Source organism: Chthoniobacterales bacterium, from assembly GCA_039930045.1.
In the GTDB taxonomy this organism is placed as follows: Bacteria; Verrucomicrobiota; Verrucomicrobiia; order Chthoniobacterales; family DASVRZ01; genus DASVRZ01.
In genome coordinates, this window is record JBDSQB010000014.1 from 90,212 (window position 1) to 114,695 (window position 24,484).

General features: G+C 56.8%; 29 protein-coding genes. 17 read left to right on the forward strand and 12 right to left on the reverse strand.

Going from position 1 to position 24,484, the window contains the following annotated elements; translation table 11 throughout:
- Positions 1-13 precede the first annotated feature (13 nt).
- Complete coding sequence (locus ABIT76_10730) at positions 14-892, forward strand: DUF6268 family outer membrane beta-barrel protein (GenBank protein ID MEO7933620.1); 879 nt, start codon at positions 14-16, stop codon at positions 890-892.
- A gap of 6 nt (positions 893-898) precedes the next feature.
- On the opposite strand, the gene ABIT76_10735 is transcribed toward ABIT76_10730, so the two are convergent.
- The 3 genes from ABIT76_10735 to rpsB all read right to left on the reverse strand — a co-directional run bounded on the left by ABIT76_10735 (position 899) and on the right by rpsB (position 2,887).
- Positions 899-1,348 (reverse strand): L,D-transpeptidase family protein, encoded by a 450-nt coding sequence (locus ABIT76_10735; GenBank protein MEO7933621.1) that lies wholly within the window; start codon positions 1,346-1,348, stop codon positions 899-901.
- A gap of 86 nt (positions 1,349-1,434) precedes the next feature.
- Positions 1,435-2,064: a translation elongation factor Ts gene (tsf, locus tag ABIT76_10740; GenBank protein ID MEO7933622.1), complete on the reverse strand. Its 630-nt coding sequence runs from the start codon at positions 2,062-2,064 to the stop codon at positions 1,435-1,437.
- A 94-nt stretch (positions 2,065-2,158) separates the two neighbouring features.
- The gene (gene rpsB / locus ABIT76_10745) at positions 2,159-2,887 is read right to left on the reverse strand and encodes a 30S ribosomal protein S2 (GenBank protein ID MEO7933623.1); all 729 of its coding nucleotides are present in this window, start codon (positions 2,885-2,887) and stop codon (positions 2,159-2,161) included.
- A 132-nt stretch (positions 2,888-3,019) separates the two neighbouring features.
- On the opposite strand from rpsB, the gene ABIT76_10750 reads away from it, so the two are divergent.
- Positions 3,020-4,015, forward strand: coding sequence for a KpsF/GutQ family sugar-phosphate isomerase (locus tag ABIT76_10750; protein ID MEO7933624.1), 996 nt, complete (start codon positions 3,020-3,022; stop codon positions 4,013-4,015).
- Between the two features lie 33 nt (positions 4,016-4,048).
- Positions 4,049-4,606 carry an elongation factor P gene (gene efp / locus ABIT76_10755; GenBank protein ID MEO7933625.1) on the forward strand — a complete coding sequence of 186 codons (558 nt, stop codon included), beginning with the start codon at positions 4,049-4,051 and terminating at the stop codon, positions 4,604-4,606.
- Between the two features lie 44 nt (positions 4,607-4,650).
- Here efp and ABIT76_10760 read toward each other — a convergent pair whose 3' ends face one another.
- The 4 genes from ABIT76_10760 to ABIT76_10775 form a co-directional block, all read right to left on the reverse strand.
- On the reverse strand, positions 4,651-5,412 hold the full coding sequence (locus tag ABIT76_10760) for a DUF4928 family protein (GenBank protein ID MEO7933626.1): 762 nt from the start codon (positions 5,410-5,412) through the stop codon (positions 4,651-4,653).
- Positions 5,394-6,155: a DUF3883 domain-containing protein gene (locus tag ABIT76_10765; protein ID MEO7933627.1), complete on the reverse strand. Its 762-nt coding sequence runs from the start codon at positions 6,153-6,155 to the stop codon at positions 5,394-5,396. The genes ABIT76_10760 and ABIT76_10765 overlap by 19 nt, the downstream gene beginning before the upstream one ends.
- Before the next feature lie 21 nt (positions 6,156-6,176).
- The gene (locus tag ABIT76_10770; protein ID MEO7933628.1) at positions 6,177-6,347 is read right to left on the reverse strand and encodes a DNA cytosine methyltransferase; all 171 of its coding nucleotides are present in this window, start codon (positions 6,345-6,347) and stop codon (positions 6,177-6,179) included.
- A 600-nt stretch (positions 6,348-6,947) separates the two neighbouring features.
- Complete coding sequence (locus tag ABIT76_10775) at positions 6,948-7,697, reverse strand: hypothetical protein (GenBank protein MEO7933629.1); 750 nt, start codon at positions 7,695-7,697, stop codon at positions 6,948-6,950.
- Between the two features lie 188 nt (positions 7,698-7,885).
- Here ABIT76_10775 and ABIT76_10780 point away from each other — a divergent pair, with 188 nt between their 5' ends.
- The 4 genes from ABIT76_10780 to ABIT76_10795 all read left to right on the forward strand — a co-directional run bounded on the left by ABIT76_10780 (position 7,886) and on the right by ABIT76_10795 (position 10,859).
- Positions 7,886-8,668 (forward strand): hypothetical protein, encoded by a 783-nt coding sequence (locus ABIT76_10780; protein ID MEO7933630.1) that lies wholly within the window; start codon positions 7,886-7,888, stop codon positions 8,666-8,668.
- Between the two features lie 30 nt (positions 8,669-8,698).
- Positions 8,699-9,331: a glycerol-3-phosphate 1-O-acyltransferase PlsY gene (gene plsY / locus ABIT76_10785; GenBank protein MEO7933631.1), complete on the forward strand. Its 633-nt coding sequence runs from the start codon at positions 8,699-8,701 to the stop codon at positions 9,329-9,331.
- The gene (locus ABIT76_10790) at positions 9,328-10,329 is read left to right on the forward strand and encodes an NAD(P)H-dependent glycerol-3-phosphate dehydrogenase (GenBank protein MEO7933632.1); all 1,002 of its coding nucleotides are present in this window, start codon (positions 9,328-9,330) and stop codon (positions 10,327-10,329) included. The genes plsY and ABIT76_10790 overlap by 4 nt, the downstream gene beginning before the upstream one ends.
- A gap of 86 nt (positions 10,330-10,415) precedes the next feature.
- Positions 10,416-10,859 carry a hypothetical protein gene (locus ABIT76_10795; protein MEO7933633.1) on the forward strand — a complete coding sequence of 148 codons (444 nt, stop codon included), beginning with the start codon at positions 10,416-10,418 and terminating at the stop codon, positions 10,857-10,859.
- On the opposite strand, the gene ABIT76_10800 is transcribed toward ABIT76_10795, so the two are convergent.
- Genes ABIT76_10800 through ispF form a run of 3 tightly spaced genes read right to left on the reverse strand, consistent with a single transcriptional unit; the run spans position 10,860 to position 13,480 of the window.
- Positions 10,860-11,540 (reverse strand): UDP-N-acetylglucosamine diphosphorylase, encoded by a 681-nt coding sequence (locus tag ABIT76_10800; GenBank protein ID MEO7933634.1) that lies wholly within the window; start codon positions 11,538-11,540, stop codon positions 10,860-10,862.
- Between the two features lie 31 nt (positions 11,541-11,571).
- Entirely contained in the window at positions 11,572-12,966 is a 1,395-nt protein-coding gene (cysS, locus tag ABIT76_10805; protein ID MEO7933635.1) for a cysteine--tRNA ligase, read from the reverse strand.
- 7 nt (positions 12,967-12,973) lie between these two features.
- On the reverse strand, positions 12,974-13,480 hold the full coding sequence (gene ispF / locus ABIT76_10810; protein ID MEO7933636.1) for a 2-C-methyl-D-erythritol 2,4-cyclodiphosphate synthase: 507 nt from the start codon (positions 13,478-13,480) through the stop codon (positions 12,974-12,976).
- Positions 13,481-13,582: 102 nt separating this feature from the next.
- Here ispF and ABIT76_10815 point away from each other — a divergent pair, with 102 nt between their 5' ends.
- From ABIT76_10815 to cutA, 4 genes are all read left to right on the forward strand, one after another.
- Positions 13,583-14,164, forward strand: coding sequence for a HupE/UreJ family protein (locus ABIT76_10815; GenBank protein MEO7933637.1), 582 nt, complete (start codon positions 13,583-13,585; stop codon positions 14,162-14,164).
- Between the two features lie 3 nt (positions 14,165-14,167).
- Entirely contained in the window at positions 14,168-14,695 is a 528-nt protein-coding gene (locus tag ABIT76_10820) for a tetratricopeptide repeat protein (protein MEO7933638.1), read from the forward strand.
- Between the two features lie 61 nt (positions 14,696-14,756).
- Positions 14,757-15,857: a tRNA 2-thiouridine(34) synthase MnmA gene (gene mnmA / locus ABIT76_10825; GenBank protein MEO7933639.1), complete on the forward strand. Its 1,101-nt coding sequence runs from the start codon at positions 14,757-14,759 to the stop codon at positions 15,855-15,857.
- A 6-nt stretch (positions 15,858-15,863) separates the two neighbouring features.
- On the forward strand, positions 15,864-16,211 hold the full coding sequence (cutA, locus tag ABIT76_10830; protein ID MEO7933640.1) for a divalent-cation tolerance protein CutA: 348 nt from the start codon (positions 15,864-15,866) through the stop codon (positions 16,209-16,211).
- Here cutA and ABIT76_10835 read toward each other — a convergent pair.
- Entirely contained in the window at positions 16,208-17,074 is an 867-nt protein-coding gene (locus ABIT76_10835; protein MEO7933641.1) for a DMT family transporter, read from the reverse strand. The two genes, cutA and ABIT76_10835, sit on opposite strands and share 4 nt — an antisense overlap.
- A gap of 2 nt (positions 17,075-17,076) precedes the next feature.
- Entirely contained in the window at positions 17,077-17,769 is a 693-nt protein-coding gene (locus tag ABIT76_10840; protein ID MEO7933642.1) for a type I 3-dehydroquinate dehydratase, read from the reverse strand.
- Positions 17,770-17,847: 78 nt separating this feature from the next.
- Between ABIT76_10840 and ABIT76_10845 the strand changes: the two genes are divergently transcribed.
- The 6 genes from ABIT76_10845 (at position 17,848) to ABIT76_10870 (ending at position 24,474) form a co-directional block, all read left to right on the forward strand.
- Complete coding sequence (locus ABIT76_10845; GenBank protein MEO7933643.1) at positions 17,848-19,203, forward strand: sugar transferase; 1,356 nt, start codon at positions 17,848-17,850, stop codon at positions 19,201-19,203.
- A gap of 78 nt (positions 19,204-19,281) precedes the next feature.
- Positions 19,282-20,253, forward strand: coding sequence for a UDP-glucuronic acid decarboxylase family protein (locus ABIT76_10850; protein MEO7933644.1), 972 nt, complete (start codon positions 19,282-19,284; stop codon positions 20,251-20,253).
- Between the two features lie 72 nt (positions 20,254-20,325).
- Entirely contained in the window at positions 20,326-20,910 is a 585-nt protein-coding gene (locus ABIT76_10855; protein MEO7933645.1) for an Amuc_1102 family pilus-like protein, read from the forward strand.
- Positions 20,911-20,918: 8 nt separating this feature from the next.
- Positions 20,919-22,667 (forward strand): Amuc_1101 family PilM-like pilus complex protein, encoded by a 1,749-nt coding sequence (locus ABIT76_10860; GenBank protein ID MEO7933646.1) that lies wholly within the window; start codon positions 20,919-20,921, stop codon positions 22,665-22,667.
- The gene (locus tag ABIT76_10865; protein ID MEO7933647.1) at positions 22,664-23,527 is read left to right on the forward strand and encodes an Amuc_1100 family pilus-like protein; all 864 of its coding nucleotides are present in this window, start codon (positions 22,664-22,666) and stop codon (positions 23,525-23,527) included. Before ABIT76_10860 ends, ABIT76_10865 begins: the two co-directional genes overlap by 4 nt.
- 5 nt (positions 23,528-23,532) lie before the next feature.
- Positions 23,533-24,474, forward strand: coding sequence for an Amuc_1099 family pilus-like system protein (locus ABIT76_10870; protein ID MEO7933648.1), 942 nt, complete (start codon positions 23,533-23,535; stop codon positions 24,472-24,474).
- Positions 24,475-24,484 lie beyond the last annotated feature (10 nt).

Genomic DNA, 24,484 nt, shown 5'->3' on the forward strand with positions numbered 1-24,484 from the left:
AGCCTAGAATCTTATGAAACTCGCCTCACTTTTCACCCTGCTCCTTTCGACCGCCGCTTTCGCCGGTCCCGCTCCGCTGAATGATGGGAAATCCATCGAAGTTTCTACCGTGACTCCAGATCGCACCCAGATCAATTTCCGTTTCGGGACTGATTACGTCGGCTCTGGCGATTTCCGTTACCGGCCCGCGGGCGACCAGGATGCCTACCACGCCAATGCTCAGGTTGGCGTCAGTGTTCCTTTTCGCCCAGCGACGTATTTTACGGTGAATGCATTCTACGATCGCTACGATTTCGGCACTTCTCTCGCGCCTGTGCCCACGACGCTGCACAAAGTCGGTGCCGACATCGGCGTCGAATACCACGCCGAGGGCGAAGTGGCCCTCACGCTCTACGCCAGCCCGGGAATTTATGGCAGCGAGATCAATAGCGACGACTTTAATGTTCCCATCACCGGCTACGTCAGTTATCGGCTGACACCGAGCCTCGTGGCAGTCGTCGGCGCGCGCTACAACGAGTGGAGCATGTATCAAATTCTGCCCTCCGGCGGCCTCATCTGGACTATCAACGACCAATGGAAAGTCCGCGCCATCGCCACCGCACCCAAAGTTGAATACACGCCCAATTCCGATCTCACGATCAGCTTTGGCGGTGAACTGACCGGCGGCACCTACACGACTGCGAAAAACGAGCAGAATTACCCCGATAAACACCTCGATTACTACGACATCCGCGCGGGAGTTGGCGCGACGTATCGCGGCTGGAAACCACTCGACTTGAGCCTCACCGCCGGTTGGTCCTTCGAGCGTAACTTCCGCTACGACGACATCGACACCGAGTATCGCGTCAAAGGCGCCCCCTACGTCGCCTTCGGAGCACGGGCTTCGTTCTAAGTCTGGCTACGGCCTGATTTCGATGGAAGTCCCATCGGGGACGGCGTTCCAGATTTCCTGAATTTCCTCATTGGTCACGGCGATGCAGCCGACGGTCCAATTCGTCAACCGATGGGCCGCACCGAGCGCTCCCATGCCGTTGGGCAGACCGTGGATCATGATGTCGCCGCCGGGTGAGACGCCCTGCTTTTTGGCGCGAGTGACATCTTTTTCATCCGGGTAGGAAATGTGCAGCGAGAGATGGTATTGACTCTGCGGATTGCGCCAGTCGATCCGGTAAACGCCCTCCGGCGTCTTGCCGTCGCCTTCTTTTTCCTTGGGACCAACCGGGTTCGGCCCGAGCGCGACCTGATACGTCTTCAGCACTTTTCCACCGCGCATTAGACTCAAAGTCCGCTTCGCCTTTTCCACGAGAATGTGGTCGGCCTTTGGCAAATCGGCTGCGGGCGTGCTCATCAGCAAAAATAGAAGGACGCCTACAAAAAAGAGCCGCGATATTTGGTCGCGGCTCTTTTTCAATGGGAGTGAGAGTGAAATGAGGCTTATTCGGCCGCTTCCACGGGAGTTTCACCCAAATCTTCACCCACGGTGTAGCGGGTGAATCGACGAAGAACGATGTTTTCGCCCAGCTCGACGATCTTCGTTTTCACGTAATCGCCAATCGTCTGGTCGGGGTTCTTGATGAATGCCTGATCGACCAGGCAAATCGTGCTGTAGAATTTCTCGATTTTACCATCAACGATCTTCTCGATGATGTTCTCGGGCTTGCCTTTCACCTGGCTGGCGGCGATGTCGCGCTCCTTGGCGATCAAGTCGGCAGGCACTTGCTCGCGAGTGACATAGCTCGGGCTGGCGGCGGCGATGTGCAACGTAATGTCCTTCACGAAATCGCGGAAAGTGTCGTTCTTGGCGACGAAATCGGTCTCGCAGTTGATCTCAACGAGCACGCCGACTTTGCCCTGCATGTGAATGTAAGAGGCGACGATGCCTTCCTTGGCGGCGCGACCGGTTTTTTTGCCGGCCTGTGAGAGACCTTTCTTGCGGAGAACGACCTCGGCCTGCTCCAGATCGCCATTCGCCTCGGTGAGGGCGCGCTTGCAATCCATCATGCCCGCGTTGGTTTTGTCGCGGAGTTGTTTGACGAGTTGGGAATTGATTTCGACGGCTGACATTGGGAGTTAGGGTGAAGTGTTAAAATGGTTTGCCCCGGATTTTTGTGGAACCCGGGGCAGCAACTCCAGCTACGAAAAGCTGGAGAAAAAGACGTTATTCGGCGACGCCGGAAAGAGCAGCCTGCTCCTTCTTCGCGGAAGCGCCGCTGCCGGAGACGATGGCATCGACCAATTTCTGGAGAACGATGCGAATCGCACGAATGGCGTCGTCGTTGCCGGCAATCGGGTAATTGATTAACTCGGGATCGGCGTTGGTATCGACCACGGCCACGGTTGGAATCTTCAAGCGGCGAGCCTCGGCGACGGCAATGCCTTCGCGGGTGGTGTCGATAATAACAATCGCGTCAGGAAGTTTGTCCATGTCGCGGATGCCGTCGAGATTGCGGGCGAGCTTCACGCCTTCGCGGTTGAGGGCGGCGAGTTCCTGCTTGCCCATCATGTTGTATTCGGGAGCCTTTTCGATGGTCTCGATGTATTTCAAACGGCCAATGCTTTTGCGAATGGTCTGCAAATTGGTCAGCGTGCCGCCGAGCCAGCGCTGATTCACATAATATTGGCCGCAGGCAACAGCCGCTTCCTTGATCGCTTCCTGAGCCTGCTTTTTGCAGCCGATGAAAAGGATTTTGCCGCCACGAGCGGCCACGTCCGAGAGAAATTGAGTCGCTGCATCGAGCTGGCGAACCGTCTGGCCGAGGTCGATGACGTAAATGGCATTACGTTTTTCGTAAATGAATGGCTTCATCTTGGGATTCCAACGCTTGGTTTGATGGCCAAAGTGGACTCCGGCTTCGAGCAGCTCGGTCATTAGTTCGATAGAAGACATAGATTTGAGTTAGGGCGTATTCTTAAAATGCGGGAGTGGACTTATAGCGGTCTCTCTCGTTGAATCAAGTAATTTTTTCCAAGTGACTCCGGGCATTTCGTCCATGTAGGCTCTCCAATCCCAAACCCAGCCATGAGTCACCCAGCCAACGCCCCCCAGACCTTCCTCAGTCAGGCGCGGCGCGTGTTGCAGATCGAGATCGCCGAATTGCAACGCCTCGAGGCGCGGCTCGACGAGTCGTTTGTCGCTGCGCTCGGGCTTTTTCAAAAAGCCACCGCCGCCGGCAAAAAAATCGTTGTCATCGGCGTCGGCAAATCCGGCCACATCGCCGAAAAAATCTCCGCCACCCTCACCAGCACCGGCTCCCTCTCCGTCGTGCTCCATTCCGTCAACGCCATCCACGGGGACCTCGGCGTCGTCTCCGATGGCGACGTCATCCTCATCCTCTCCGCATCCGGCGAGACGGAGGAAATAGTCGGCCTCCTTCCCGCCTTGCGGCGTTTCTCCGTCGAGATCGTCTCCATCACCGGCAACGCCCAATCGCTCCTCGCAAAAAACTCCGCCGTCCACCTCGACGCCTCCGTCGAACAAGAAGCCTGCCCGCTCCAGCTCGCGCCCACCTCCAGCACCACCGTCATGCTCGTCCTCGGCGACGCGCTCGCGATGGTCCTGCTCGAAGCCCGCGGCTTCACTCCGGCTGACTTCGCCAAATTCCACCCCGGCGGCAACCTCGGACGCCGCCTCCTGCTCAAAGTCACCGACATCATGCGCGGCCGCGAACGCCTCGCCCTCGTCGAACGCACCACCACCATTCGCCAGGTCCTCCACGAAATGCGCGCCCGCCGTAGTGGCGCCGCCGTCGTCACCGAACCCGACGGCACCCTCGCTGGCATCTTCACCCACGGCGATTTTGCGCGCCATTTCGAGACCGACCCCACCCTCGGCGCCCACCCCGTCGAGCGTTATATGACTGCCAGTCCCATCACGATTTCCTCCGAAAAACTCGCCGTCGCCGTCCTCGAAATCCTCGAAACCCACAACATCGACGACCTCGTCGTCCTCGACCCCGCCGGCCAGCCGATTGGGATTGTGGATTCGCAAGACCTCGCTAAGTTCAAACTCCTTTAATCCCTAACATTTCACCCTAACTCCACCCACTTTATGCCAGCAGCCAACGACCTCCGCAAAGGACAAGCCATCCGTTACAACGGCAACGTCGCCATCGTCCTCGAAGTCATGCACCGCACCCCGGGCAACCTCCGCGCCTTCGTCCAGGCCATCATCCGCTACATCGGCACCGGCAAAAGCGCTGACGTCCGCTTCGGCTCCACCGACAAGATCGAACTCATCGACGTCAGCCGCCAGCAACTCGAGTATTCCTATAAAGACGGCAGCGACTTCGTCTTCATCGACCCCGCCACCTACGACACCGTCACTCTTTCCGGCGAACTCCTCGCCGACACCAAAGACTACCTCATCGAAAACCTCCAGGTCGAAGTCCTCTTCGTCGAAGACAAACCCGTCCAGGTCGAAATGCCCGCCAGCGTCAACATCCGCGTCGTCGAAAGCGCCGAAGGCGTCCGCGGCGACACCGCGAGCAACGTCCAAAAACCCGCGACATTAGAGACCGGCAAAGTCGTCAACGTCCCCCTCTTCATCAAAGAAGGCGAACTCATCAAAATCGACACCCGCAACGGCCACTACATGGGCCGGGCGTAAGCCCTCACAAGTGAGGAGAGCCTTAGAGCTCTTTGGTAGTGGGATTATGACAAGCCGGGCATCCGTACTAACAGAGTCGGATCGGTCTCGCAGCTAGCAACAATCTCATTATATCGGGCCAGGAGCTTTGATAGAGTCACCTTGCATTCGGCGGCTTTGAAGAAGCTACGCTCATAGACATTGGCAGTCAGAAATTGCCCTGCGTCCAGCACGTCCACTCTGTCAGCTAGATCAGAATTCTTCAAAAGAAACGCCGCCCCGCTGACCCCGTCTCCGATGCTGATAATTAGGGGTTTCAACCCCGCCTTTAGATTCGCAGCACATTTCCTAACAAGAGCTTCACTTGGGTGAGTCGTGACATGAATGGCGACCTCCTCCACTTGGAAGTCACCTTTGCGCTCAGTCGAATGATCCGCCACAGAAGCGCCGTGGTGCTTGAGTTTCCCTGCTCCCATTACTAAATCCAACTTGGCACCCACGAGATGCTGCAGCATTGCTCCGACATAGTTTGTACCTCCTGCATTTGCCTGAACTTCCTGGGCCTGCTGCAATAAGTCGTCAATGTTAGCCCGAAGAGATTTGCCACTGTCGAATTCAAAAATGACACGTGATCGCAGGCGAAGGTCTTGCCTCTCGTGAGCCGAGAATAAAGAACGATTGATTCCATGTTCCTTCAGAATGCCGTCAGCAATCTCTACAACTCTTTCAATGCCGCCTAGTGCATCAATCGATCCTTGCTCCTCGTTTGACAAAGAAAATCTCGTTCTAGTTAACTGCATCGTATTTTTTATACCGAAGTTAACCATGACACTTGAATGATGGCTCTTTCCTTCTTAGCGAATTGCAGGCTAGACGAAATGGGATTCTGATAAATCTCGTGAAATGGAGTTTCCCTAAAATTCTTCACGACGAATAAGAAGAAACGAGGGCCAAGAGCTGCAGCTAGATCGTGTTCTTTAGGCGTCATGTACAAGCTTCCATTTCGTTCCTTCAATCCTTTCACCTCGACAGCCAAGAAGTCTGCCGAATTGTCACGCAAACGGAAATCATATCCGCAGCCAAGCCGAGAAGTGTTCTCAACTCGGTAGCCATTGAATTCTGGGATCTTTGGTTGAATCGCTTCGAAATAATTCTCTGCCGCTAAACCTGTGATAAGTCGTTTCGCAAATTGAGAATCACCATCGGCTTCTTCCTCACTATACGACAAGTTGCTAAGAACATTTTCGTCGTATCCGAAGAACGACTGGACTAAGCCAGTGAAGGATTCGTAATCGAGATTTTCATATTGCCTGAGCACTTTGAGGCAATAGTCACGTATAGGTCTTTTGTGCCATCCTGCACGGGGGTTCGGAAAAAAAGGATCGAATTCATCGCGATAATTTTTGATGGATGCCGGCCTGCCGCCAAGTCCATACCCAATCACATTAAATGCCTCTGTGAAGTTCTCGAAGCCGAGAGATTTCAGACCGGCAACGTCGTATTTTGCCAGATAGAGACCAGCGAGAATCGATTTCTCTCTCTTTGCGATGCTTTGTGGAATGATCAGCATAGTCACAGAGACGTATTATTCCTACCGACCAAACTCCCCTGCGTCGCCGAAATGGTCCCGATACATCTGCCATTTGTCCTCATCCATGTCATTGGCAAAAGCGATTTGCCACCCGCACCTCTCCAGACCCATTCTCACAAGACCGATTCCTGCGAAGAACTCAGCAAAATTTTTAGTCAGAAGCAGTTCCATGGGACGAGACGGCACACCATATAAAACGAATCCTCGCGCTGCATCTTAAATCGAATCGAATGTCGGATAAGGTGGGGAACGCTTCGGCAAAATTCCTACGGCCTTCGGTCTGCCTCCTACGGGTCTGGGCGGTGCTCCTACAGGGTTCGGCGGGCCTCCTACGGACTTGGTGGGGGCTCCTACGGAGTTGGGAGGCTCTCCTACGGTCCTGGGTGGGGCTCCTACAGCCTTGGGAACCTCTCCTACGGGTGTGGCCAGGCCTCCTACGGACATTGCCGGGGCTCCTACGGAGTTGGGAAGGGCTCCTACGGCCTAAAACGCCGAATCAGGAGCGTTTCTGGCTCAAACAGGGCTGTCGGAGGTGAAATCAGGGGCGTTGAAACAGAAAACAGGGCTGTTTTCGCCTGTCCGATGTCGTTTTTCACGCTCCCAAGGCCGTTTTTTGGAATCCCAGCGGAGTTGCAGTCGATTCTGAGGCGTCGAATCGCGTCCGAACGACGGGTAGGGACATGCGGCCCGCATGTCCGTTGTCCCTTCCTGCGGACGAGTCGGCGACTCGTCCCTACCTTCGGAAGTTGCATCCGGCTCTGGGTCGTTGGTTTACGCCGGAGGATTGTTGGCGGGAGCCGCCGGGGTGCCGGTCCCTGCGGCAGGCGCAGCAGTCGGCGGGTTGTAAACGGTGGGAATCTGGCCGCGAATGAGGTCGCCGTTCGTCGTGCCCTCGGGGAAGACGGCGCAGGCCTCGGCATACCACTGGATGCACTCGTTTTCGAGCCGGTTGATGAGGGCGTTATACAGACCCTCGGCACGGCGGGCGCGGGTGCGGGCTTCCTTGTAATCGCTTTTCAATTTGCGCAACGTCGGCACAGTGGCCGAGCCCTCAAACAGCTCTTTGAAAGCAAGATAGGTGTTGCCGTCGGCAGGCACGAAGTCTTCGCCGAACTCCAGCGACCACGCGGCCAGCAACTCCTCGCCCTCCTCCTCGATGGCGCGGTTGGAGTCGCCACGGGCGCTGAGTTCATCCACCACGGGACGCAGGGTGGAGTCGGCCAGCGCGCGGGAACGCATCACGCCCACAGCCTGCAAAGTGCGGGCGTGCAGCGTTTTGTAGCGGGTGTCGAGCGCGGAGAAAGTCTGTTGTTTTTCCGTGCCTGCGACAGTGGCCACTTGCGCGAGGGAACCGGGCTTGGCACCGTCGAGGTTCTCATCGTCCGCAGCCCATTCGGCTACGGTTTTCAACGGCCAAACCCAGGCACCCGTTGGCAGGGCGGCGAGAGTGGCCTGAACGGCGGCGGTCTTGGCAGTGCGGTCTTTGACGAAGTCGATGCTGGTGCTGATGTCTAGGTTCATAATGTGGAAACGGCCTGAGTTTGATTGGTTACCTTCCCACTCCCCGAACGACCTGCCCGGAGGAATGAAGAAGCGGGAAATTTATTTTCAGGTAAAGAGGAAAACGGCAAGCGAAATGTGCGGCCAGCGTGATTGAAACATTCGCCGGCTTTGACTTTCCTTGCGGATTTCCTACTCTCCTCACGCACATGGCCACTGGCAATCGACGACGCAAGATCCGACCTCGGGAGAAATCCACGTTGTTGCGGAGTTCCATCGCTCTGGAACAGCGCGCGCCGCTGACGATTCCGTCGCGCTGGTTGAAATTCGTCATCGCGCTCTTTCTCCTGCCCATCGCCTGGATCGCGACCGAGGCGTTTTTTAACTGCTTCTCGGCGGCCACCCTGCAGCATCGTTTCTGGGCCACGGAGGAGTTCTGGTTCTTTGGGTTGGGCGTGGTCTTGTGGATGATCGCGTTTCTGGGGTTGCCGAAGCCATTGCTGGTCTATGTCTATGGCCACGAGCTGACGCACGCCGTCTGGGTCTGGATCATGGGCGGTCGCGTGAGCCACTTCGAGGCGACCAGCGAGGGCGGGCACATCATCACGGACAAGAGCAATTTCCTCATCGCGCTCGCGCCGTATTTCTTCCCGATCTACAGCCTGCTAACCATCGCCGTCTGGGGCGCGGTCTCGCTCTTTCATCCGATCCACAACTACCACGAATACCTCTTCGCCCTGATCGGAATGACCTGGGGGTTTCATCTAACCTTTACGCTTTGGATGATTCCGAAAGGTCAGTCGGATCTAACCGAGCACGGGACGTTTTTTTCGCTGGTCGTGATCTACTTGATGAACCTCCTGTTGCTAGCCACGTTTCTCATCGTCGCGTCGCCGCATGTCGGGTTGCACGACTATCTGCGCGAGAGTCTGCGCAGCACGGTGGACTTCTCTGTGAGTGTGCGGACGCTCGTCCTGCGCTTCTTGCGGTAGTCGGGAAACTGGATGATTCTTTCGCCCGCCATGTTAGCCGTCCCACTCATCGTCACCGCTGTTAGCGCGTTTTTGTTAGGATCCATTCCGAACGGATTCCTTGTGGCCAAGGCGAAGGGCATCGACATCCGCGAGCACGGCAGCAAAAACATCGGCGCCACCAACGTCCTGCGCGTGCTGGGAAAAGGGCCGGGTTACACCGTGTTCGCGCTCGATGCGCTGAAGGGAATCGGAGCCGTTTTGTTAGGAAGATGGCTGGCACCTTCACCAGATCAGCTCGGTGAGATTATAGGGGGAATCAGTTGCATCTTTGGTCATAGCTATACGCCGTGGCTCGGCTTCAAGGGCGGCAAGGGCGTGGCGACGACGGCGGGCATTTTGCTAACCTTGTTTCCGCCGCCGATTCTCCTGATCGTGCTCGCGGTCTGGCTGATTTTCTTCTATAGCACGCGCTATGTGTCCGTCGCCTCGCTGGCAGCGGCGGTGTCGATCCCGATCTGCGTCTGGCTCCTCGTGGTGCGCGGCAATAGCCATGGAACTCCCCTGTTAGTATTCGGCCTCACCGTCTGCCTGCTGGTGGTGCTCCGGCACAAAACTAACATCGCCCGTCTGCTCAACGGCACGGAAACCCGCTTCGCCAAGAAAGTGAAAGCCGAGAAATGAAAACCGCCGTCATCGGAGCCGGAAGCTGGGGCACCGCTCTCGCGCTAGTACTAGCACGCGAGGGACACGAAGTCGCGCTCTGGGCGAGGGGCGAGGAATTTACCGCGCAACTCCGCCGCGACCGCGAGAACACGACCTATCTCCCGGGCACGCCGTTGCCCGACTTGATTCGGCCCACCCACGAATTCGCCGATTGCGCGGACGCGGAGATCGTTTTGCTAGTATTGCCGAGCGTCGCGTTGCGCGGCATTGTTAGTCAAATGGCGGAGGTGGGATTTGCCAGGACGAGCATTCTCGCGAGCTGCACGAAGGGAATCGAATTTGACTCCGGAAAACGCATGACGCAGATCGTCGGCGAGTATTTTCCCAGCAACCCCATCGCGGTTCTTTCCGGTCCGTCGCACGCCGAGGAAGTAGCGCGGCAACGTCCGACTTGCGTCGTGCTCGGGTCGGAGAACCATGACGTCGCGGTCGAGTTGCAGGACGCCCTGAGCGGCTGCGCCTTCCGCGCCTACACGAGCGACGACGTGGCCGGAATCGAGTTAGGTGGTGCTCTGAAAAACATTTTCGCCCTCGCCGCCGGCGTCTCCGACGGCCTCGGCATGGGCGACAACACCAAGGCGGCGCTCGTCACCCGCGCGCTCGCCGAGATGGTGCGCCTCGGTATTTCCCTCGGCGGACGCAGGGAAACTTTCCAGGGCTTGAGCGGCATCGGCGATCTCATGGTGACCTGCTTTAGCCGTCTCAGTCGCAACCGTGGCTTCGGCGAACGCATCGCACGGGGCGAGACGCTGGCCACGATTTCCAGTTCCACAAAAATGATTGCCGAAGGCGTGCCGACTACGCGCAGCGGCCATCAATGCGCCCGCGCGGCCAACATCGAAACGCCGATCGTGGACGAGATTTTTTCCATTCTCTATGAGGACGCCCGCCCCGCCGAGGCGATGCGCCGCCTGCTCGCCCGCGATCCACGGCCCGAGTGCGACGGACTCTGCTAATAAACCGTCCCGGTTTATTTCGCTTGGCGGTCAGTGAAATTTCTGACTAACTGCACCTGCGTTCCTCGACGCGACACCATTCCTTCATGCGCCTCCCTTCCCTGCTTCTGCTCGCCAACATCGCTTGGCTCTCCGTTGCTCCCGCGCAGATGTTTTCCTCGGTGCAGGACTGCGATGCTATCTATGGCAAACCGGTCTCGCCGACCGACCAGACGAGCGACGTGCGCTTCTACAAGCACGACGGACTAACCATTAAAATTCTCTTCGTCGAAAACAAGGCGGCGGTCATTACGTTCAACTCGCTAACCAGTTTAAAGATCCCCACCGAAGTGCAGACGAAACTGCTCAACGCCAGCGCGGCCGGCAATCACTGGGAGGAAGTCTCCGGCGAGGGCGCGAAGACCTGGCAGCGTTCCGACGGACAAGCCTTTGCGATCTACGACAACACGACGGGCGAGTTAAATATTTTCAGCACGGACTACATCGAGAAATCGAAGGCCGAAGTCCAGACGGCGATTAACAAGCAATAGTTAGCTGCGGCGTGCGATCACGTCGATCTGCTGACGCAGCCGCGCGATGGAGTCCGCCGGTAGAACCCCGCGCCATTGCGTGCCGGGATAGATCAGGCTGCGGCGTCCGATGATTGAGCCAGGACTGAGCACGGCATTGCAGCCGATCTCGGCATGGTCACCAATGACCGCGCCAAACTTGCGGAGTTGTGTATCGATCACGCCATGGTTAGTCGCGATGGAAACCGGCCTCTGATCCAGTCGCATGTTAGAAAGAATCACACCCGCCGCGAGGTGCGCCTTGTAGCCGACAATGGAGTCACCGACGTAGGAAAAATGAGGGATCTGCGCGCCGTTGAAGATGATGCAGTTCTTAAACTCGCAGGAATTTCCCAGCACCACATTGTCACCGACAATGACGTTTTCGCGAATGTAGCAGCCGGGGCGAATCTCGCAGTTCTCGCCGATCCAGGCGGGTCCGATAATGGCCGCCCCGTGACCGATCGTGGTGCCTTTGCCGATGCGGGCCTGAGAGCTAACAAACGGAGTTCCAATGCAATCAGCGTCATTCTGCGGCACGAGGTTAGTCATGAGATAGGGCGCAATCAGCGGCAGCACCAGCCAGGAATTTTCCAATCCGGCGAAGAGTTCCGAATGAGCCGTCTGGGCGAGATCGAGAAAGTCAGTGGGAGGGAAGTTCATGTTTGTGCGCTCCCGAAGATGGATGACACCTTCATAACTTGGTGAGCTTGGTTCCCGCCTTGGAATCTTTCACGGCCCAGCCTTTGGATTGAATGAGGTCGCGCAGTCGGTCGCTTTCGGGCCAGTTTTTTTCCAGTCGAGCCGCATTGCGTTCTGCTAACAGCTCGGCGATCTCTTGCGGCAGCTCGTCGCTGGGTTTCGTAATGGCTAGAACCCGGTTCATCGACTCCCAGGCTTGCAGCAAACTCGCGGCGGCTGACGATGTTAGTTGGCCGGCGTCCATCCGGGCGTTGCTCTCGTTAATGAGCACGAAGAGATGCCCAAGTGCACCGGAAATGTTCAGGTCGTGGTCCAGAGTCGAATGGAACTCGACTGCGTTTTTCCAGATCGTTTCGTCGGCGGGAGCGATGGCTAGTTCCTCCACGCGGCGCACCCAGTTGTCAATGCGCTGGAGCGTTTTGCGGGCGGCTTCCAGTCCTTCGCAAGTGAAATTGAGCGGCAGCAGATAGTTAACGCTCAGCAACGCGTATCTAACCTCGCGGCCGGTCCAGCCTTTCTCTAACAAATCGCGCAGCGTGTAGAAATTTCCGGCGGACTTCGACATCTTTTGGCCCTCGACCATGAGGTGCGTGCAGTGCATCCAGTATTTGGAAAACGTCTGGCCGGTGCAGCATTCGCTCTGCGCGATCTCGGCTTCGTGATGGGGAAAAATGTTGTCCACACCACCGCAATGAATATCCAACTCCGGTCCCAGCAATGAGATCGCCATCGCGCTGCATTCGATGTGCCAGCCGGGTCGTCCGGGACCCCACGGGCTCTCCCATTTCACGTCGCCGTCCTCGGCGTCCCAAGCTTTCCAGAGGGCGAAATCTCCGATGCTTTCTTTCTCGTACTCGTCGTTCTGGATGCGACCTGTTGGACGCAGTTCTTCGAGGTTGAGATGAGCTAGTTTTCCGTAGTTAGGAAACTTGGAGAGCCGAAAATAAATGGAGCGATCATCCGCTTGATAGGCGATTCCTTTGGCTAGAAGCTCGCCGATCATCTCGATCATTTTCGCGATGTAGCGCGGCTCGGTGGCGGAGGGATTGTAAGTCGCGGGCTCGATGTTGAGCGTGGCGAGATCTTCGAGGAAGGCTTGTTTATAGACGGCGGTGAAATCAGCCAGCGGCACACCGGCGGCGCGGGAGTTGCGGATCGTTTTATCGTCCACATCGGTCATATTCAGGACGCGGAGAACGTCGTAGCCGCGATTCTCCAGATGGCGCTGGAGCAGATCCTCGAAAACGTAGGCGCGGCAATTTCCGATGTGCGCGTAGGAGTAAACGGTCGGCCCGCAGGTGTAGATGCGGACGGTTTTTCCCGCCGGATCGAGCGGGCTAAAGGTCTCCAGCGAACGGGAAAGCGTGTTGGTAAACTGGATCGGCATTGCGATGTTAGGCGATGGCGATGGGCTCTGCTTTTTCCGGGACGGTTTCCACGCTGGCGACGGCCATGGCGGCGATGCCTTCTTTGCGTCCGAGGAAGCCGAGCATTTCGTTGGTGGTGGCCTTGATTCCGATGCGTTCCTTGGGCAAAAAAAGGACGCGGGAAATGGCTTCCTGCATGGCATCGAGATGCGGCGCGATCTTGGGCGCCTCGGCGATGAGGGTGGCGTCGATGTTGATGATCCGTCGGTGTTGCGTGGCTAATAACACTTGAACTCGACTGAGAATTTCCAGGCTGCTGATTCCACGAATGGATTCGTCGGTGTTAGGAAAATGATGCCCGATGTCGCGCATTCCGGCAGCTCCGAGGATGGCGTCGGCGATGGCGTGGCAAAGCACATCCGCGTCCGAGTGCCCCTCGAGCCCGAGCGCGTAGGGTATTTCCACGCCGCCGAGGACGAGGCGGCGCCCTTCGACGAGGCGGTGAACGTCATATCCGATTCCAACAGTTTGCATCCGGCTATCCTTTGCGGAGCCCGCAGCGAAGATCAACCCCTCATTTACCAGTCCGATTCCCCAGACTTGACCGTAACTCGAATGGAACCTAGAAAAAATCCCATGCACACTCGCACCACGCCACGGCTTCTCGTTCTTTCGCTGCTTTTCCTGCCCGTTCTCGCGCAGGCACATCCGGGGTTTCATGCCGCTGGGTTTGCCCACGGTGTGGCGCATCCGCTGACTGGGCTCGACCACATTTGCGCGATGATCGCCGTCGGCCTGTGGGCAGCGCAACGAGGCGGTCGAGCCGTCTGGATGGTGCCGCTGGCTTTTGTGACGATGATGCTGGGTGGCGGGTTGCTGGGAATGAGCGGTGTGCATCTTCCGCAGGTGGAAACGGGCATCCTGACCTCGGTGCTGGTGCTCGGCCTGCTGGTGGCGGCCGCAGTGAGGCTGCCACTGTGGTTGAGCGCGGTGGTCGTGGGCGTTTTTGCGGTTTTCCACGGTTACGCCCATACGATTGAAACTCCCATGAATGTTTCGGCGCTGACTTACAATCTCGGTTTCCTGTTTTCCACGGCGCTGCTCCATGTGATCGGCATTGGCTTTGGTCTCGCGGTCGTTCGACTGGGAAAAGTGTCGCTGGTGCGTTTCGCGGGTGGAGCGATCGCGGTTTGCGGCGTGGTTCTGCTCGCCAGCTAGTCGATGCAGGACGGCTGGACTCCAAAAAAACTCGTGCTCGTCTCTGTCGGCGTGGCAGTTTTATCCTCGGCTTTGACCGGCGGCATCATGGTCTGGCTGCTCACCGGGCAGAAGCCGCCCGAGCCCGTTTTCCAGCCTCATACGGCTGTAACTCCGATGGTGGCACCCGCCGAAACGCCGCCCGCTGGCGTGCTGGAATCGGCCAATTGGCTCTACGATCACCAGCGCTGGAGCGAGGCGATTGCCGCTTATGAAAAGGCGCTCACCGCTGGATTCGACAATCCCGATGTGCGGACGGACCTGGGAAATTGCTATCGTTTTTCCAATCGGCCTGAAGCTGCCCTGGAGCAGTATCAACTCGCTCAAAAACAGGGCGCCAATCACGAGCACAGCCTTTATAACCAGGCGAGTTTGTATTCCGAAGTCATGAAAAATCCAGCGAAGGCCGACGAGGTCGCGCGGCAGTTTATCGCGCGTTTTCCGGGCAGTGAAAGCAGTGTGACGATCAAAAAATATCTGGCCGCGCCCTGAAATCCCCGGAGAGAGTCGCATGTGACTCGACTCAGTTTTTGTGCTAATCTGGCCGTTCGATATGGAAAAAAAGCGCGTTCTATTAGGCATGAGTGGCGGAGTGGATAGCTCCGTCTGCGGCCATTTGCTCAAGGAACAAGGCTACGAAGTCATCGGCGTGACCATGAAAGTCTGGCCGCAGGATTGCATGTCGCGCGCCGAGGATAAATGCTGCGGACCGTCGGCGATTGCGGACGCACGGGGCGTGGCGCACGCGCTGGGAATTCCGCATTATGTCGTCGATGAATCGAACCAGTTTGAGCAGCTCGTGATCGATTATTTTTCCAGCGAATATCAGGCTGGCCGCACGCCAAATCCGTGTGTGATGTGCAATGAGAAGCTGAAATTTGGCAATCTCTGGACCAAGGCTAAGGCGCTCGGCTGCGATTACATTGCGACCGGCCATTATACGATCATTGAGCACAATGCCGACCGCGCCGTCCTGCGAAAAGGCGCCGATCCGAAGAAGGACCAGTCGTATTTTCTCTTCAGCCTGAACCAGGACCAGCTCTCCCACGCGCTCACGCCGCTCGGCGGAATGTCGAAGCCGGAGATTCGCGCCATCGCCCGGCAGCTCGGTCTGCGCGTGGCCGACAAAGTGGACAGCCAGGAGATTTGTTTTGTGCCGGGGAATGATTACAAAGCCTTCCTGCGCAGTCATTTGGGCGAGAAGGGGTTTCATCGCGGAGGCATCTACGACAAGGCGGGAAATTTCATCGCCGAACACGAGGGCATCGAGATGTTTACCATCGGCCAGCGCAAGGGGCTTCCCGGCGGCTCGCCGCGTCCGATCTACGTGATCGATATCGATCCCGAGACGAACAGCGTGATCGTCGGCGAGGCGGAGGACTTGGTCGCATCCGAGTTTGAGCTGGATCGCGTGAACTGGGTCAGCCGGGGCGAAATCACCGAGCCCATCGAGGTGAATGTGAAAATCCGTTACGCGCATCCTGGTGCGGACGCGACCGTTTATCCGAACGGCGATGGCACGGCCCGCGTCGTCTTGCACGAGCCGCAAAAAGCCGTCACGCCCGGTCAGGCGGCAGTGTTTTACCAAGGCGACGTCTGCATCGGCGGCGGATGGATTTGCCGTCAGCCGGCGGCGGTTTCGCTGGCGAGTTAGGGTTTTATGAGCGGAGTCGTCGTGGCTTTGGCCACGTTCCCAGACATGGAAACGGCGCGAACGATTTCCCGAACTTTGGTCGAGGAACACCTCGCGGCCTGCGTGAATTTGCTGCCCGGCGCACAATCGATCTATCGCTGGGAAGGCCAGATCGTCGAGGAGACGGAAATCGTGGCGATTTTCAAAACCACCACCATTCACCGAGGGAAATTTCAGCAGCGACTGATCGAGTTGCATCCGGCTCAGGTCGCGGAATGCATTTTCTTGGACGTGCTCGATGGCTCGCCCGCCTATCTGAATTGGGTGCGTTCGGAAGTGGTTTTCGGCAACTGGCGCAAACCGCTGGAATCCTAGAGCAACGCGATCGCCGCCACGAGCAGCACGGCTCCGATCAGGCGGCGAATGAGGATGACTTTTCCGACATGGCGTTCGTCATTTCCGAACCAATGACCGACGATCCAGACGAGCGCAATCGTCCAGACGCCGCGGCAGCTATAAACGATATTAATGGCAGTCGCATGGCCATAAATGCCGATGGCGCAGGCCATGACGAGCGCCTGGGCGCAGAGCAGGAATGAGCCGCCGAGGAGCCATTTCCAGCCATCGCGCGGGATTTGGTGCAGCGGATGATTAAAGATCGGAATGAGCGTGAACGAGAGCAGCGCCACTGTGGCGAACATGATCGGAATAAAAAAACCGGCGCTCCAAATTGGCGTCCAACGTTGGACCATGACGTCGGTGACGGAGAAAGCTGAGGCGCTGATGAATGCGAGCAACACCGTGGCCTGGACAGCTTTGATTCGAGTCGGAGTCCGATCTGCGAGCAGTGCGACGGCGATGACGCTCAAAGCCGAGGCCAGCCACCAGCCGGGCGGAATATTTTCCCGCAAAATCACGGCGCAAATCACCGCGATGAGCATGGATTTCAACCCGAGAACGGGCGTCACGATGGAGACGTCGCCACGAGCGATGGCTCGGAAAGTGAAGATTTGCCCGATGAAAAATCCCAGTCCCGCCAGCAGCGGTTGGTGAATATTTTCCCAGCCCGGCCAGTGTTTGCCCCACGCCAGCATCGGGAGAAAAAGCAGCCCGGCCATGACGTTGACCACGAACGTCGTGCGCCACGGGCCGATGCCGTAATCGAGGCAGCGTTTCAGCCCGAGGCTGGCCAATGCGTAGCCGAGCGACGCGATGAGCGGGAGCAGGATGAGCGGCAAAACTAGGGCAGGGAATCGATCACGCGGCGGAGTTCGCTGGCGGGCCATTGACCGGGCACGACGGGGGCGTCGAGGTAGCCGTAGTTGAGTTGCGATCCGATCTGCGCGAGGAGCGGGCGGGAGATTTTGCCGAGCCGGCCCATGCCCATCGCGGCGAGCGGGAGACGGGACTCAGACTCGACCCAAGCGAGCAGAGTGGAAAGCTGCGCGACGTCGTCGGTGGTGGTGGCGACTTTGAAAAGATTCGCACCTAAGTGGGCGGCGATTTGCGTCATTGCCCGAAGCTCGGTCAGCGACGGAGTGTCGGTGAAATCGTGATGCGAAAAAATACAGGCGAGTCCCATTTTTCTTGCTTCTGAGATGAGTGAGGAAAGCTCCGGCACAGAGGCGAGTTCGATATCAATGGCGACGGCGTTTTTCCAATGGCGCTGGTAGATTGCGATGCGACTCGCCGCGTCCGCCGGACCGCGCCCGCCCTCGGACGGATGGCGCACGGTGAGAATGACGGGCAGCGGAAGCCGGGAAAGATCGATGATGTTTTCCGGCAATAAATCAGCGCGGACTTCCAGTAAATCGGGAGCCAAGTCGGAGCCGGGAATGATTTTTTCGGCCTTGGTCCAGCCCGCCGCGCTGCTGATGGTGGCGACGACGTGAGGATGTCTATTCCGGAAAAGGCTTGAACTATCGTCGGGCATGGTAGTGTTTATTTCCCGCTTTCGCAGTATAGATAAGCCCCCACCATGACCGGACGCCGACAAGAAATCAATCTACAGATGAACCAGCTGAGCGACGCTGGCATCCTGGTTTTGTCGCTCTGGCTGGCCCATTGGCTGCGCTATTGGGCGACGCTGTATTTCGATATTTATCCGATCCCGCCGTTTCGGCAATTTCTCTGGCTGATCGTGCTGATCATGCCCTTTGGCCCGCTGCTGCTCGAGACCCAAGGCTACTACCGGCGGCTGCTACAGAAGAACATCGGCCATGCCATGAGCGAGATTGCGCGGGCCGGCCTCTGGATGGCGGTCTTGGTGGCGGGGTGCGTGATTTTTTTCCACCTAGAAGTGCCGAGCCGCGCGGTGTTTCTGGGTTTTGGAGTCATCGGAACGATCCTCTTGCTGGCGAAGCGGGCGTTCATTGTTAGAAAGCTGAAAGGCGGCAGCGAGGAGGGGAGATATCGCGAAAAAATCCTCCTCGTCGGCGTGCCTTACGACATGAAGCAACTCATGGAGCGATTTGCCCCGGAGCAAGCGGCGCGAATCGAAGTCGTCGAGCAAATCGACATCGAAAAACAACCCATTAGCGACCTCGTCGAGAGCCTGCATCGTCATTCTGTGGGGCGCGTCCTCTTCGCGGGCGGCCACGTTCACATGAACCGCATCGAGGAGGCCATCATGGCCTGCGAAGCCGAAGGTGTGGAGGCGTGGCTGCTGGCGAATTTCATCAAAACCTCGATCGCGCGTCCGGCCTTCGACCTGTTTGGCGAACAGCCGATGCTGGTTTTCCGGACGACGCCCGATCTTTCGTGGGCGTTGATCATGAAGGCGTTTGTGGATTTTTTGGGTGCCTTGCTAGGGATCATCGTGCTTACGCCGTTGCTGCTGCTCATTGCACTGGCGGTGCGGCTGACCTCGCCCGGAGTGGTGATTTTCCGGCAGATGCGCGGTGGGCGGCACGGGGCGCCGTTTGCGATGTATAAATTTCGCTCGATGTATTCCGACGCAGAGCAGCGCAAGGCGGAACTCGAGGCGATGAATCAAATGAGCGGCCCCGTTTTCAAGATGGATCAGGACCCGCGGATCACGCCGCTCGGGCGGTTTTTGCGCAAGTACAGCCTAGATGAGTTGCCCCAGCTTCTGAACGTCCTGATGGGCGACATGAGCTTGGTCGGGCCGCGTCCGCTGCCCTTGTATGAGGTCGCCCGATTTGAAACGGCCGCGCATCGCCGCCGATTGAGCGTAAAGCCAGGTCTGACCTGTCTCTGGCAGATTTCCGGCCGCAACGAGGTGCAAAATTTCCACGACTGGGTGCGGCTCGATCTCGCTTACATCGACAACTGGTCTCTCTGGCTCGACTTCAAAATCCTTCTAAAAACCATCCCCGCCGTCTTCATGGGCTCTGGCGCCCGGTAAAGTCGTTGAGGGAAAATAGAGGGAAAACCTCGCCAACGGGCCGTTCCCTCCCTACATCTTCATTTCTCTCTTCAAATTATGGCCGCCAATACTCAGAAAAAAACAGTCGTCGTCACCGGTGGTTCAGGATTTCTCGGGTCGCATCTCACCGACCTGCTCCTCTCCAAAGACTACAAAGTCATCGGGATCGACAACCTCCTCACGGGCAATCTCGCCAACATTGCGCACCTCGCTGGCAACCCCGATTACAAATTCATCCGTCAGGACGTCACCCAATACATTTACCTGGCTGAGGACGTCGATCTCATCTTCCATTTCGCCTCGCCAGCCAGCCCGATCGATTATCTGGAACATCCGATTCCCACGCTAAAAGTCGGGGCGCTCGGCACTCACAATGTGCTCGGACTCGCCAAGGCCAAAAAAGCCACCATTCTTCTCGCTTCCACCTCCGAGTGCTACGGCGATCCGCTGGTTCATCCGCAAAAGGAAGACTATTGGGGCAACGTCAATCCCATCGGGCCACGCGGCGTCTATGACGAAGCGAAACGTTTCGCCGAGGCCATGACGATGGCCTACCACCGCTACCACGGCGTCGATACAAAGATCGTCCGCATCTTCAATACCTATGGACCTCGCATGCGTCTGCGCGACGGGCGCGTCGTCCCGGCCTTCATCGGTCAGGCGCTGACGAACACACCGCTCAGCATCTTCGGCGACGGCAGCCAGACCCGGAGTTTTTGCTACGTCTCGGACTTGATCGAAGGCATTTATCGCCTCTCCCAATCCGACTTCCACGAGCCGGTGAACATCGGCAATCCGGGTGAAATGACGATCAAGCAGTTCGCGGAGAAAATCATCGCCTACACCGGCACCGAGTCGCAGATCAGCTATCATCCGCTGCCCGTGGACGACCCAAAAGTGCGCCAGCCCGACATTACTCGGGCCAGAACCATTCTCGGCTGGGAGCCGCAGGTTTCTTTCGAGGATGGAATCAAGAAAACCATTGAATTTTTCCGTGGCCACCCCGACCTTGCCTCCTTCGCAAAATAAAGAGTGGATTCGGCTTTGACAAAACCACCCGTAAACAACTAGCTGTATCTTCCGTAACCCCCCTGCTTTCTCATGAGAGTTCATCAACAGAACAAAATCCTCGTCCTCCTGCTGCTATTGCAGGCATTTTTCACCGTCGGCGTCATGGCTCAGGGCCGGGCGACGGATTACGTGGTTAAAAAGGTGAATGTGGAATTCATCAACACGCCAGAGTACCAATTCACTGGAACCCAGCGTCGCTCCGACAACCGCGAGAAATGGATGGAGATCGAGACCGAGTTTGATGCGACTCCAGAGTTCACCGAGGAACTCACCTTCAAATACTACGTGCAGATTAACAAAAATGTTTACACTGGCGAAGTCACCCACGTCGATATCGCCGGCGGCAAGGGGCTTTTTTCCGTCATGTATATTTCGCCGCGCGCCATTAGCCGCATCTTGGAAGGCAAGCCAATGAATGGAGCGGCCATTGAAAAAGTCAGTGTCGAGATTACCAAGCAAGGCGCGACCGTTGGCTTCGGCTCATGGAAAAATGAGAAAACGGGCTGGTGGGCTTCATCGCCCCAAAAGCCTGGGTTCCTGCGCAATAAGAATGAAACTCCTTTCGCGCCACTTTATTGGGAGCGTTACGAGGCGATCAAAACCAACGTTCGCTAACTCTCCGAATGGCTTCCACTCGATTGCTAAGTCTAAATCTTGGCACGCAAACCATCGGTCTGGGAGAGTTTCTCACCGCAGATAATGGCGGATTGATTCTCAATGGTTACCTCACCCGCGAGCTCGCGGTCGATGCGACCAGCGACAGTGCCCGCGGCTACCACATTTCCGAGGCGATCAAGGAATTGCTGAGTCAAATGAAACTCCGCCCTGGCGCAGTCAATACCTGCATTCCGGCGCAATCGGTTTTCACCCGCTTCGTGAAATTGCCCACGGTCGATGAAGACAAAATCGACCAAATTATCGGCTTCGAAGCCCAGCAAAACGTCCCATTTCCAATCAATGAAGTCGTTTGGGATTATCAACTCGTCGCCACGAACGACACCTCCAAGCTGGGCGTGGTTTTAGTGGCGATCAAATCAGACCTGCTCGGCGAAATGGATCACGCCGTCACCACGACGGGCTTGCGCACCAGCATCGTGGATGTGGCACCGATGGCTCTCTACAACGCCTTTCGCTACAATTATTCCGAAAACAAGGGCTGTTCTTTGATCGTGGATATCGGAGCCCGAACGACGAATCTGGTCTTTATCGAGCCGCAAAAAGTCTTCAGCCGCAGCATTCCGATTGGCGGAAGCTCGATCACCAGTGCCATTGCCAAAGATTTCGACGAACCATTGGCTGTCGCCGAGGCGCGCAAGAAAACGGATGGTTTCGTCGGCCTCGGTGGCGCTTATGCGGAACCCGGCGATCCGGCCGTGGCCCGTGTCTCAAAGATCATTCGCAACACCATGACCCGTCTCCACGCGGAGATCACGCGTTCGGTCAGCTTTTACCGCGCCCAGCAGCAGGGCAATGCGCCGGTGCGCGTTTACCTCTGTGGCGGCACCGTCGCGCTGCCTTACATGCGCGAGTTTTTCCAGGAGAAAATGCAGTTGCCGGTGGAATATTTCAATCCGCTGCGCAACGTCACGGTCTCGCAAAATGTGAATGTCGAGAAAGTCGTCAGCGAGGCGCATCTGCTCGGGGAATTGGTCGGGACCGCGCTGCGTTCGCTGGGTGGCTGCCCAATAGAGTTGAATTTGCTCCCGCCGGAAGTGTTGCAACGGCAGGAATTTTCTCGCCGCCAGCCGTATATCATCACCGCCGGACTCTGTGTTCTCCTGGCGCTAGCCGGATGGTGGCTCTATTTCCAGCGTTCCACCGAGGCAGCGATCGCGGTCACGGAAAAAGTGAATGCCGAGGCGGGCCAATTGGAGGGAGTCGACTTAAAATTTAAGGCTGCCGATCAGCAAATCAAAGCCGTTGGAGTCGAAGCCGCTCCACTTTTGGACGCCATCAGCCAGCGCGAGTCTTGGGTTCGATTGATTGATGACCTCAATCAGCGCATTCCCAATAACAAAATTTGGGTGACTATTTTCGAGCCGCTGCAAGACGCGAAACCGATCTCCTTTAACGACGTGAAATCACTCGAAGTGAAGCCCGCGCCGACTCCAACCGGACCGACGCGTCCTGCGGCAGGAGCCACGCCTCCGCCGGGGCCGCGCATCACCGCAATTAGCATCAAGGGCCTTTATCTGGAAGATCCGAAAGTGGTGGACCAGTTTCTGACCAACCTTTCCCAGTCTCCTTATTACGTTTTGGATCTGAACAAAATGAAGGAGATCAACCCGGTTCGCCAGCAGCCCAATCAGGACACCTGGGCGTTTGACTACGAGCTGCGTCTGCCTTTGAAACAGCCCATCCCCCTGAAATGAACTGGTTCACCGAAAATAAAATCTTCACCAGTGTGCTGATGGTCATCGTTGTGGCTGCGCTCGCTCTCGGCTATCTGACTTTTGCAGCCAGCGGCAAATACGATGAGGCCGTGCAAAGTTATCAAACTGGCATGGCAAAACTCACCCAACTGCGTTCCCTGGCTCCCTACCGGAACACGGAGAACCTGAAAAAGGTTCAGGCCCAAGTCACGGAATACAAAGGGCAGACGGAGGAATTGCACGCGGAATTGATTCAACGCCAGGGAATGATCGCGCCGATCGATCCCTCGGCTTTCCAAGGTCATCTGCGGGAGCTGGTTTCCAAAACCATCGAGCATTCCACTCAGCGTGGAGTGGAGTTGCCGCCGAAGTTTTATCTTGGGTTTGAGCGGTATGAAAGTGAGCTGCCGCGGAATGACATTACGGGTTTGCTGAACTGGCAGCTCGCGGCCATCGATGCGGTGGTCAATCGCTTGATTGATCTCAAAGTCGCCAAGATCAGCAGCGTCCTGCGACCTGCGCTGCCGGGCGAACTGGTTGCGGAGCCCTCTTCCAAGGACGTGCCGCTCTTTAAGAAATATCCCTTTGAAGTGGTTTTCGTAGGCTATCCTGGAAACGTGCAGACGCTTCTGAACGACTTGGACAGCTTTCCTCAATTCACCATTGCCCGTGCCGTCCGCATCGAAAACGAGCAACTGAAAAGTCCATCGCGCACGGCTGCTGCGCCGGTTTCGACCGGCGATCCGAGCGCCACGCCGGAGCCGCTCGTGGATAAAATCATCATTGGCAAGGAGCGGGTGACGGCCAGCATCATTGTCGATCTCGTGCAGTTCACCCCCAAACAAATCTCGAAGAAGTAGATCGTATGGATTGGATTAAAACCAAATATGATCGGGCCATTTTGCTCGTTGCGACGGCGCTCTTGCTTGCCTCGGCGGCATTTGTGTTTTTGAAGACACGCAGTGTGGGAGATACTTTCGCGGCTTATTTTTCCAAGCCTAGTATTAGTAATGCCATCAAGCCCCTCAATATCGACCCCATCAATGAGGCGCGTGAGACGCTGGCTAATCCGGCGAAATGGAAAAAACAGGATAAAACCATCTTTGTGGCTGTGCCATACGTGCTCAGAAAATCTGGCGTGTTAGAGATTTTTGGCAATGAGGGGATCGAATATGTTCCTGGAATTCCGAACAAATGGTTTGTGGACAACGGCCTTGATCTGCTGGTCCCTGGTATCGAGGACCAAGATCCAGATGGCGACCGGTTCAGCAACCGGGAAGAATATGCGGGCGGCGTTAATAGCACCAATCCCAACGACCCCAACTCACACCCGCCTTTCACCAACAAGTTAAAGCTCGCGAGATATATTCAGATTCCGTTCCGCTTGATTTTCAAAGTCCGCGATGGAGAGATCATGCAAATCAACACGGTTGACCTGAAGCAGCCGTCCCAGTTCCTCAAAGTGGGAGATCGCATCGGCGGCACCAAGTTTGAAATCACCAAGCTGGAGAAAAAGGAAGGCGTGGATTCTTTGGGCACCAAGACGGATGTTTCCGAGGCCACCGTTCGCAATGTTGAAACCAAGGCCGAAATCATCCTCGTGCTCGGCGTCATCGCCAATTCGCCTGACACTTACGCGCTCTTCAAATACCTTTACGACGACTCGGAGTTTAAGGTGAAACGCGATGGCGAGTTTCATTTAAAGCCCGATGACAAAACAACTTACAAACTCGTTGACATCAATAACAACGAGGCAGTAATCACTATCCCGGCCACGGGGGAAAAAATAACTGTTCCCAAACTCTAATTTCGCTCTT

Coding starts and splice junctions, on each gene's coding strand:
- ABIT76_10850 (MEO7933644.1), top strand. CDS start 19,282: ATGGCCGCCAATACTCAGAAAAAAACAGTCGTCGTCACCGGTGGTTCA.
- efp (MEO7933625.1), top strand. CDS start 4,049: ATGCCAGCAGCCAACGACCTCCGCAAAGGACAAGCCATCCGTTACAAC.
- ABIT76_10820 (MEO7933638.1), top strand. CDS start 14,168: ATGCAGGACGGCTGGACTCCAAAAAAACTCGTGCTCGTCTCTGTCGGC.
- ABIT76_10815 (MEO7933637.1), top strand. CDS start 13,583: ATGCACACTCGCACCACGCCACGGCTTCTCGTTCTTTCGCTGCTTTTC.
- cutA (MEO7933640.1), top strand. CDS start 15,864: ATGAGCGGAGTCGTCGTGGCTTTGGCCACGTTCCCAGACATGGAAACG.
- cysS (MEO7933635.1), bottom strand. CDS start 12,966: ATGCCGATCCAGTTTACCAACACGCTTTCCCGTTCGCTGGAGACCTTT.
- ispF (MEO7933636.1), bottom strand. CDS start 13,480: ATGCAAACTGTTGGAATCGGATATGACGTTCACCGCCTCGTCGAAGGG.
- mnmA (MEO7933639.1), top strand. CDS start 14,757: ATGGAAAAAAAGCGCGTTCTATTAGGCATGAGTGGCGGAGTGGATAGC.
- ABIT76_10870 (MEO7933648.1), top strand. CDS start 23,533: ATGGATTGGATTAAAACCAAATATGATCGGGCCATTTTGCTCGTTGCG.
- plsY (MEO7933631.1), top strand. CDS start 8,699: ATGTTAGCCGTCCCACTCATCGTCACCGCTGTTAGCGCGTTTTTGTTA.
- ABIT76_10845 (MEO7933643.1), top strand. CDS start 17,848: ATGAACCAGCTGAGCGACGCTGGCATCCTGGTTTTGTCGCTCTGGCTG.
- ABIT76_10765 (MEO7933627.1), bottom strand. CDS start 6,155: ATGCTGATCATTCCACAAAGCATCGCAAAGAGAGAGAAATCGATTCTC.
- ABIT76_10860 (MEO7933646.1), top strand. CDS start 20,919: ATGGCTTCCACTCGATTGCTAAGTCTAAATCTTGGCACGCAAACCATC.
- ABIT76_10750 (MEO7933624.1), top strand. CDS start 3,020: ATGAGTCACCCAGCCAACGCCCCCCAGACCTTCCTCAGTCAGGCGCGG.
- ABIT76_10735 (MEO7933621.1), bottom strand. CDS start 1,348: ATGAGCACGCCCGCAGCCGATTTGCCAAAGGCCGACCACATTCTCGTG.
- ABIT76_10855 (MEO7933645.1), top strand. CDS start 20,326: ATGAGAGTTCATCAACAGAACAAAATCCTCGTCCTCCTGCTGCTATTG.
- ABIT76_10795 (MEO7933633.1), top strand. CDS start 10,416: ATGCGCCTCCCTTCCCTGCTTCTGCTCGCCAACATCGCTTGGCTCTCC.
- ABIT76_10775 (MEO7933629.1), bottom strand. CDS start 7,697: ATGAACCTAGACATCAGCACCAGCATCGACTTCGTCAAAGACCGCACT.
- ABIT76_10840 (MEO7933642.1), bottom strand. CDS start 17,769: ATGCCCGACGATAGTTCAAGCCTTTTCCGGAATAGACATCCTCACGTC.
- rpsB (MEO7933623.1), bottom strand. CDS start 2,887: ATGTCTTCTATCGAACTAATGACCGAGCTGCTCGAAGCCGGAGTCCAC.
- tsf (MEO7933622.1), bottom strand. CDS start 2,064: ATGTCAGCCGTCGAAATCAATTCCCAACTCGTCAAACAACTCCGCGAC.
- ABIT76_10730 (MEO7933620.1), top strand. CDS start 14: ATGAAACTCGCCTCACTTTTCACCCTGCTCCTTTCGACCGCCGCTTTC.
- ABIT76_10770 (MEO7933628.1), bottom strand. CDS start 6,347: ATGGAACTGCTTCTGACTAAAAATTTTGCTGAGTTCTTCGCAGGAATC.
- ABIT76_10800 (MEO7933634.1), bottom strand. CDS start 11,540: ATGAACTTCCCTCCCACTGACTTTCTCGATCTCGCCCAGACGGCTCAT.
- ABIT76_10865 (MEO7933647.1), top strand. CDS start 22,664: ATGAACTGGTTCACCGAAAATAAAATCTTCACCAGTGTGCTGATGGTC.
- ABIT76_10780 (MEO7933630.1), top strand. CDS start 7,886: ATGGCCACTGGCAATCGACGACGCAAGATCCGACCTCGGGAGAAATCC.
- ABIT76_10790 (MEO7933632.1), top strand. CDS start 9,328: ATGAAAACCGCCGTCATCGGAGCCGGAAGCTGGGGCACCGCTCTCGCG.
- ABIT76_10760 (MEO7933626.1), bottom strand. CDS start 5,412: ATGGTTAACTTCGGTATAAAAAATACGATGCAGTTAACTAGAACGAGA.